Origin of the sequence: Anaeroplasma sp. (assembly GCF_034179385.1) — a bacterium.
GTDB lineage: Bacteria > Bacillota_I > Bacilli_A > Acholeplasmatales > Anaeroplasmataceae > Anaeroplasma.
In genome coordinates, this window is sequence record NZ_JAXFPY010000098.1 from 1 (window position 1) to 8243 (window position 8243).

The 8243-nt window shown below is 31.7% G+C and carries 5 protein-coding genes and 1 riboswitch; of the genes, 2 read left to right on the top strand and 3 right to left on the bottom strand.

What is annotated here, in order from left to right; translation table 11 throughout:
- The 3 genes from SPJ17_RS06645 to SPJ17_RS06655 all read right to left on the bottom strand — a co-directional run.
- Positions 1–2445 (bottom strand): immunoglobulin-like domain-containing protein (locus tag SPJ17_RS06645; protein ID WP_321093888.1); only part of this gene is annotated, 2445 nt, incomplete at its 3' end.
- Between the two features lie 53 nt (positions 2446–2498).
- Positions 2499–2573: riboswitch (cyclic di-GMP riboswitch) on the bottom strand.
- Positions 2574–2917: 344 nt separating this feature from the next.
- Positions 2918–4744 (bottom strand): translational GTPase TypA, encoded by a 1827-nt coding sequence (gene typA, locus SPJ17_RS06650; protein ID WP_321093890.1) that lies wholly within the window; start codon positions 4742–4744, stop codon positions 2918–2920.
- A 129-nt stretch (positions 4745–4873) separates the two neighbouring features.
- Positions 4874–6070 carry an ATP-binding protein gene (locus SPJ17_RS06655; protein ID WP_321093893.1) on the bottom strand — a complete coding sequence of 399 codons (1197 nt, stop codon included), beginning with the start codon at positions 6068–6070 and terminating at the stop codon, positions 4874–4876.
- 103 nt (positions 6071–6173) lie between these two features.
- Between SPJ17_RS06655 and SPJ17_RS06660 the strand changes: the two genes are divergently transcribed.
- The gene (locus tag SPJ17_RS06660) at positions 6174–7007 is read left to right on the top strand and encodes a lysophospholipid acyltransferase family protein (RefSeq protein ID WP_321093895.1); all 834 of its coding nucleotides are present in this window, start codon (positions 6174–6176) and stop codon (positions 7005–7007) included.
- Between the two features lies 1 nt (position 7008).
- Entirely contained in the window at positions 7009–7866 is an 858-nt protein-coding gene (locus tag SPJ17_RS06665) for a diacylglycerol kinase family protein (protein ID WP_321093899.1), read from the top strand.
- The last annotated feature ends 377 nt before the right edge of the window (positions 7867–8243 follow it).

The following is an 8243-nucleotide window of genomic DNA, read 5'->3' on the forward strand; positions in this document are numbered from 1 at the left end:
AGTATCTCCTGTTGCCCACTCGATTAATCTTGCAAAATCATATGCAAGAGTATCTGTTGTAGATGTTGGGTTTGTGCTACTCGTTAAATAAGATAAGCTTTCTGTTCCAGGAGCATAATTTGAAGAAGTATAGTTGATTTTTTTCAAATAGGAAGTGTCATTATGATTATATTGTGCTAAATAATCTCTATCTCCTACGATATCTCTTAATAATATGTAATCTAAATTATTGTCCGTTAAAGATGTACCTGATACAGTATAGCCTGTAGTACCTGTCTTTTCATTTGCTGGTAACTGATTAAATACTTGATACTTTGTTGCATTATAAATCGATATAGTTCCAAAATCCTTTATATGTAGTGCTGCAGGGACAGTTATATAGAAGGTTCTAGACTTAGATGTTTCTCCTGTTTGATCCTTTCTATAATATACTGTAGCTGTAAATGCAACTGTTGTTTCATATTCATTAAAATATTCAGGATTAATGCTAAAATCATACTTTCCAGTTTCTTCGTTTTTTGTAATGCTTGTAATGATATTCGATTCGCCAGAATATTCTACAGAATAATCCTCGCTTAACTCATTTGTTTCTTCATCAAGATATCTTGTACTTAAGGAGAAATCTCCTTTTTCATTTGCCATTCCATTTTGAATTCTTGTAGATAAAATATTACCTAATATAGAGATTTGGCTTAATTCGTCACTAATTTGTGAGAATGTTTTTTCTAGTAATTGGGTATTAGAACCTACAGATATACTAATATTTATATTTGTAGAATATTTTTCTTCATTACCAAAATCACCAGTAATTGTGATACTTGCGTAATTATTTAAAGTAATATTATTTAAATATAATTTATTAGGATTCTCTAATGTAATATAATCAAATTTTTCTTGCTCTGGAGCCTTTTTGTATGTAATACTTTTAAGTCCAATATTCCTATAAGCAGACCATTTAAATAATTCTGTATTTACAGGGGATGTATAAGATGTTCTATAATCATATGCTCCATTATCGTTTACAATTGGTAAATGATATAAAGCTTCATTATCATCTGCTTCACTATTTCTAACATTACTAATTACGATTGGAGATATTTCTTGAACTAATTTATAGAAATTAATTTCATTATTATGTGCAGATACCTTAAAGTTAAATGTTCTAGTAAAGACTTTCTCATTTACCCTTATTTCTGCATATAATGTGACTGCTGCATTTTCTAATCGTTTTGCAGTTATTTTACCTGTATTTGTAATAATAGATTCATCACTAGATTTCCATGTGATACTTGCATTTTGACTAGGAATGTAGGTTGGCAAGAATAAATCCAATGAAATTGTACGGTTTTGTGGTAAATGAGCTAAAGTGCCATCAATTAGTTCTGTTTTTGAACCTAAAATTTTAAAATTAATAATTTCATCATTATGAACTTTAACAGCACCTAATGCATTGTAATACTCATTAGATGAATTTTGAACAATTATATCTGGAGATGTAAAAGTACATCTTGTAATAGCTGAAACAGAAATACCATAGAATGCATAATGGCCTAAAATATTTGTAGTTGAACCAGCCGAAACTCCATCCTTTAAGACATCCTTAACATGGTTTTTAACTAGGTTAATCGCACCATTTTGATCATAATTATCTCCTAAGGTAACTGTTCCATTAAATGCACCCTCACCGAATACCTCTAATAAAGCATTAGGATCTGTTGCAGTTGTATCATTAATTGTTAAATCACCATTTAGTGTAGAACCATTCATATAGATGGTCGTAGGTTCACTAATTGTGTAATTGTTTGTTAAGGTAATATTATTGCATAAAACAATAGTAGGAGTTTCTGATAGCATACCAGAATTCATATCATCGATTGCCTTTTTAAAATCTGCTTCGCTTTTAACGAAAATATATTTATAATAATCGGCATTTTCAGTAAAGGTTGTAATAGTAACTTTAACATCCTTATTATCTAAAATAGAATTTTTTGCTGCTTGATGCAATTCAAATTTAAATCCATCGGTTTTATTTGATGCAAGTCCAATAAAATTATATTTCTCTTCTATTTTTAAAGGCTTGCTCACAACATCATTTAATGTTCCAATATATGTATTGTTGTAATAAACAATAATTGCCTTCAATAGATTTTCATCAGAAGTAAAGTCTTTTGCTAATTGAATATTATAGTATCTATGAAGAATAACATCTGTTTGATTTTCTGTGGTGATGTTAATTTCCTTAATATCACCAGCTTCTATATAGGTCCATTCAAAGATATCCGTTGATGAGGTGTAGGTAGTTTTAGCATTAATGGTTGTGGCTGAAACACTAATTTCTCCTCTTGCAGATATCCTAGAAACATATGCATAAACGCCTAATGTAATAGCAATCAATGAAACAATGGATGCTATAATGATTATAAACTTAGTCTTAAAATGCTTCATAGAATTGCCCCCCTTTTTAAAATAATAAAACCAGTTGCTATTACTTTTATGTAAATCGCAACTGGCTGTCTCGTAAAGACCCTATAGCTTTGCGTCGCTAGATTACTCTAGTTTTGCCTTTATCCAATATGCCATAAGTATATCATTTCAAAAAAACGATTTCAACATATATTTTATTCGCAAGCTATCGATTCCCCCTAAAAAATAAAAGTTAAACTCACATCCAGTTAGGCAAATAAAGCAAAATTGTTGCATAAAATTTTGTGTTTTCAAACATTTATAATAAAATATGCTTTAAATGCTTCATTTTTGTCCGAAAATCCATAAATTGTCTCACAAAAAATCTCTAAAATTAAATTAGACTTTTTTTAAAATATGTCTAAAAAAGCCTATCGTTTAAATATTGAAGTTATGCATATTAAATATGAGAAAATTGAAAGAAGAAAAGAAGGGCTTATGAAAGCCCTCTAGTTTATTCCTTTTCACTTCTTCTTTTTGCATCAAATTTCTTACGTTCAACAGTGTCTAGAATTTTCTTTCTTAGACGGATATGCTTTGGAGTAATTTCTACTAATTCATCCTCGTTGATGAATTCTAGACATTGCTCAAGTGCCATAACAATAGGTCTCTTTAATACTACTGTTGTATCCTTGTTTGAAGAACGTGTATTCGTTTGCTGCTTAGCTTTAACAACATTCACTGCTAAGTCTAAATCCTTATTCGCAACACCAACGATCATACCTTCATAGATTTCCTCACCTGGAGAAATAAACATAGATCCTCTATCTTCAAGTGCACCAATGGAATATGCAGTAGATTGACCCTGTGCCATAGAGACTAATACACCAACACTTCTTTCAGCAACACTTACGGCCTCCATAGGTCTATATTCACTGAAGGAATGGTTGATAATACCATAGCCCTTAGTTAATGTCATAAAATCTGTATTAAATCCGATTAATCCTCTAGATGGAATATTATAAATAAGTCTAGTTTGTGTTTCTGTATTGGACATGGTTTCCATAATACCATGACGGTTACCCATCATTTCAATGATGGAGCCTGCAGTATCCGATGGAGTATCGATAACACAATATTCATATGGTTCCGACAAGATACCATCGATTTCCTTCATAATTACTCTTGGACGGGAAACCTGGAATTCATAGCCTTCTCTTCTCATAGTTTCAATTAAGATACCTAGATGTAATTCACCTCTACCAGAAACAATCCATTCTTCAGAATTTCCAATTCTTTCTACCTTTAAGGATACATCCTTTTGAACCTCACGGAATAACCTATCCTCAATTTTTGATGCAGTGACCATCTTACCATCCTTACCACAAAATGGAGAAGTATTTGTACCAAAGGTCATCTGTACGGTTGGTTCTGAGATATGAATTGGCTCTAAAGCCTCTTCCTTACCTACAGTACAAATGGTTTCACCAACAGATACATCAGGAAGTCCAGAGAATGCGACAATATCTCCTGCCTCACCCTCTTCAATTTCAATACGATCAAGTCCTAAATAGGAATATAGCTTTTGCACTCTAAATTGTTTAATCGATCCATCAAGTCTACAACAGGATACAACCTCACCAGACTTAATTGTACCACGTACAATTCTACCAATACCAATTCTTCCCGTGTAATCTGTATAATCGAGTAATGCAGGCTGTAATTGAAGTGGGGCATTACAATCCATAGATGGGGCTGGAATATATTTTAAGATCATATCGAGTAATGGTCCCATAGATGGAGCTTGTGTAGATGGATCTGGATCTAAGGATGATGTATTATTTACAGCACTAGCGTAGCATACTGGGAAATCAAGCTCATCCTCATCGCATCCTAAATCGATAAATAATTCTAATACCTCATCAACAACCTCTAAAGGTCTTGCGGATGGCTTATCTACCTTATTGATTACAACGATTGGCTTTAAATGTGCTTCAAATGCCTTCTTTAATACGAATCTAGTTTGTGGCATTGTACCTTCATATGCATCAACAATCAAAACAACTCCATCGACCATCTTCATAATTCTTTCAACCTCACCAGAGAAGTCTGCATGGCCTGGAGTATCTAAAATATTAATTTTTGTATCCTTCCATTTAATGGCAGTAGTCTTAGAAAGAATCGTAATACCTCTTTCTCTTTCTAGTGCGTTATTATCCATTACGCACTCCTCTACCTGCTGATTTTCTCTAAATGTATGTGAGCTTTGTAAAAGCTTATCAACCATTGTTGTTTTACCATGGTCAACGTGAGCTATAATTGCAACGTTTCTAATTTCCATAATTTTCACCCTTTTTTATAGAATTTAAACCTGTTTCATTATATATTAAATGAGTTTTGATTTCCACAATTTTTTTACTTTGTAAACCGATTTCTTTAAGGATAATTTCAAATATCTTAAAGAATTGGGCTATTTTTCTATTTTATTCGATAAATATTTAATAAATTGCTCTGCACATCTACCGGATAATGTACCGCTTCTCATTTGGAACTTATTGGCTTCTTTAATTAAAAGATCCTCATCCATTTGAATGTTATGATCCTCTGCCATTTTCAAAACCATAGATCGAAATTCCAATGGAGTTAAAGAGCTATAAAAGATTTGAAGGCCAAATCGATAGGATAGGGACAATTTTTCTGCCTGTGTTTCGTTTCTATGTAAATCATCAAATATGGTCCCATTATCCTCTGTTGTTTCTTTAATTAAATGTCTTCTATTGGATGTTGCATAAATGACAACATTTTCAGGCTTAGGCTCAATACCACCTTCTATGATACTCTTTAAATATTTATATTCAATTTCATTTTCCTCAAAGGATAAATCATCCATATAAATGATATAGTGATATGGTCTTGCTTTTAATTTGTTTATAATTTTAGATATTTCTGCCATTTGATGCTTATAGACCTCTATAATTCTTAAGCCCTTATCAAAATATTCATTAATTAAAGCCTTAATGGAGCTTGATTTACCAGTGCCTGCATCACCATATAATAATACATTATTATAAGGCTTACCCAAAATAAAGTTTTCTGTATTCTCGCATAATAGCTTTTTTTGATACTCTAATCCAATTAAATCCTTAAATGTAATATTTAATACATTTTTAATTGGCTTTAATATGCCATCCGCTACACGGAAGGCTTTATATATAGCCATATCCGATAGTCCCTTTTCCTTATAGAAGCCTTCAATTGCATGAACAAAATTTAAATAATTATTGAGTTGCTCAATCTTATTATATAAATCATCTAGCATAGTTGCTAAATAGGTATCCTCACCTCTTTTAAAGGTGAAATATTTTGTTTCCTTTAGGAATTCAAATTCCTTGTTATATAATTCAAAATATTCCTGATAATCCATCAAGATAATATTGGATTGTCCTTCTGTTTTTTGATTCAATTCAATACTTCTCGTATAAGAATTTTCATTATACATTAAAGTATACAAAATATATTTTTTATAAAGATTACCTGTTATTCCATGCTCTATAGAGAAGGATATTAGATTCCCTACCGCAAGTTTGGCAAGATTTTGATCATCCTTTGCATTCAAAATAGAATCTAAAATATATGCTTTTTTTATCTCATTCATTACATAAAACATAAAATGCACCTCTTTTGCCCTATATTTCTCTTAAATTATATCGAAAATGTAGAAAATAAAAAAGAAAAATGATAAAATAAAGTAGCAATGAGGAGTTTTTATTATGATCGTTAATACAATACTTATTCTTTTAGCCACTGCTACATCTGGCGTTATTTGTTATTTTACAGGAACGTATACAACATGGTGGTGGGTTTTAATATTCGTACTATTTATTCCTATTCTATACATCATTTGGTTTGGAATTTATTTAATTCCACTTTGGATAGCATCTCTATTTATGAATATAAAGATTAAAAAGGGCAAGCCACAGCCAGAAAATGGCTCTAAAATTTGTTATTGGTTTGTAAGACAAACCTCCTATGTGGTCCCTTTCCTATTCCGTATTCATTTTACTAGAAGTGGAGAATTCCCAAAGGAAAAAAGTATGATTGTATCCAATCATACATCGAATTTTGATCCAATGCCAATTCTATATTATACAAAAGGACAGCCAGTTACTTGCGTAACTAAGCCAGGTAATCTAACAATGCCTATCGCAGGTCCATTCATTTACAATTGTAATTTTATTGAGATTGATAGAGATAATGATTTTAATGCTGTAAAATCTATTGTTCGTGCATCTAAGGCATTATCTAAGAATCTAGCAAGTGTATATATTTGTCCTGAGGGAACAAGAAACCATCATCCAGAGAATGGATTAATGGATTTTAAGGGTGGAAGCTTTAAAATTGCATTTAAGGCAAAGTGCCCTATTACTGTTGTAGCTATTAAAAACACACACAAGGTTGGAAAGCAATTTTGGTATAGAAACACTAGAGTATTTGTCGATGTATGTGAGGTAATACCTTACGAAAAATATAAAGATATGAATTCGCAAGAGCTAGCTCACTACTGTAAGCATTTAATAGAGAAGAAGCTAGCGGAAAGGGGTTAATATGAATTATCTTCTTTATAATCCATTATCGAATAACGGTAAAGGTGACGATGGTAAGAAAAAGGCAGCAAAGGAATTATCTGGTCAATTCCCAGATTTAGAGGAGATTGACTATACTTCTACTATTTTTGAAGATTTAGCAAAGGATTTAAAGGCTGGAGACAATCTCATTTTAGTTGGTGGAGATGGTACCCTTTCTTTCTTTGCGAATGACATTAAAACATATCCTGTATGTGATGGTGTCACCTATTATTTATATCCTTGGGGAACAGGAAATGATTTTGTTCATGATTTGAAGGATAAGGATGTTAATCTAAAACTTATCGAAATCAATCCATATTTAGAAAAGCTACCTAAGGTTAAGGTAGGTAACCATGTGCAATATTTCATCAATAATGTTGGCTATGGTCTTGATGGAATGGTTTGTGAGGTTGCAGATTCCCTTAAAGCTAAGGGTAAAAATGTAAATTATACTTCTATTGCTCTATCCTTACTTAGTGGCAAATATGAGCGTAGAAACGCAAAAGTTACGGTTGATGGCGTTACAAAGGAATTCAAGGAGGTATGGATTGCCCCTACAATGAATGGTAGATACTATGGTGGTGGAATGAAGGCTACACCAGAGCAAAATAGATTAAGTGGCAATTTGACCTGTGCGGTAATGTATGGTCAATCTAGATTACATACCATTACAGCTTTCATGGGTATTTTTAAAGGGACCCATGTAAAGCATACCGAAATGATTGAATTCCTAGTTGGCAAGCACATTCACGTTGAATTTGATACACCTTGTGCTCTTCAAATTGATGGTGAAACATTCCTAGATGTTAAAGAATATGATGCTTGGTACGAAGAATAATAAATTTAGGGACTACAATTCAATGTAGTCCCCTTTTTTAATAATCATAATTCTTTTTTTTATTAGGAAATTGTATTCTTCCATTTATTTGGCTTTCTGCTCTTTTTTCTAAAATTAAGCTCAAATCGTCATTTTTTAGGCCATATTTTTCGCAAAATTTATCAAACAAAAAATGGCTTACCTAAAGGATTTTTTGCTATTTTTGTGGTATAATGTTAATGTAGAAATGGAGGTGAAAAAAATGAGATTTAAAACGCTAAAATATCACTATAAAGCGAACACTAATGAAATAGCTATGCTAAAGCTTTTATGTAGAATATCCAAAAATTTATATAATGCTTCATTATACTATCTTAGACAATATTATTTTAAACATA